This is a genomic window from Kocuria sp. CPCC 205263 (assembly GCF_040981075.1).
Taxonomy (GTDB): Bacteria; Actinomycetota; Actinomycetes; order Actinomycetales; family Micrococcaceae; genus Kocuria; species Kocuria rosea.
Map to the genome: position 1 here is coordinate 1 of NZ_JAVKPV010000048.1, position 709 is coordinate 709.

Annotated in this window: 1 protein-coding gene; it reads right to left on the reverse strand. The window is 70.9% G+C overall.

Annotated features, from left to right (window positions below):
* Positions 1-337 precede the first annotated feature (337 nt).
* Positions 338-559 (reverse strand): hypothetical protein, encoded by a 222-nt coding sequence (locus RF647_RS19055; RefSeq protein ID WP_368813104.1) that lies wholly within the window; start codon positions 557-559, stop codon positions 338-340.
* Between the last annotated feature and the right edge of the window lie 150 nt (positions 560-709).

Genomic DNA, 709 nt, shown 5'->3' on the forward strand with positions numbered 1-709 from the left:
ATGAGGTCCTCCTGGGCCCAGCGGGGCCGGGCGAGTCCACTGGGCACCAGACGCTGTCGCGGCGGCATCGAAGGCAGGTCGCTGCTCACTGGATGGTTGTCCCTTCACTCAAGGTCACGCCTGGTCACAGAGGGCCGGGCCGCCGGCGCCCTCTCTTCTCGAGTGGACCGGCTCAGGGCGGGATCGCGAAGACGCGGGTGGCGTGCACACGTGGTGGTGCCCGCCTCGGCACGGGGTGGCCGGGCCGAGGCGGGCATGACAGCTCGTTCTGGTGCCTCCCCCGACCGGAGGCTTCCGCTGTCGGGGCAGCACGGGTTACCGGGAGTCTGTGACCGCTTCAGGCGGCGTGGGCAGCCGAGGCGTGACGGATCCGGTACTCGTCGGTGGGGACCAGCTTGGGGAGCCCGCTGCTGGCCTCGCGCACCCACAGCACACCCAGGTGGGCCGCTACCTGGCTCACCGTGCCGGCATGGCGCAGGTGGTGCTCATCCCACACCTCGATCCGGTCCCCGGGGTGCACCCGGGCCAGGTCGTGGAGCCATGGATCAGTGGTGGTCATGATGCGTCCTGTTCACGTCGTGGGAGGAGTGCGGTCCCTGTCCCGGCCTGAGGCCGGGACAGGGATCGCCGGAGCGGTCGGGTGCTCAGGCGGTGTAGTACTCGCGGCTGCCGGACTTGGCCAGCCCGCGGGACACCAGGTAGCCGATGG

What these genes read in the sequence shown, in the direction of transcription:
- RF647_RS19055 (WP_368813104.1), bottom strand. Translation starts at nt 559, where the DNA reads ATGACCACCACTGATCCATGGCTCCACGACCTGGCCCGGGTGCACCCC.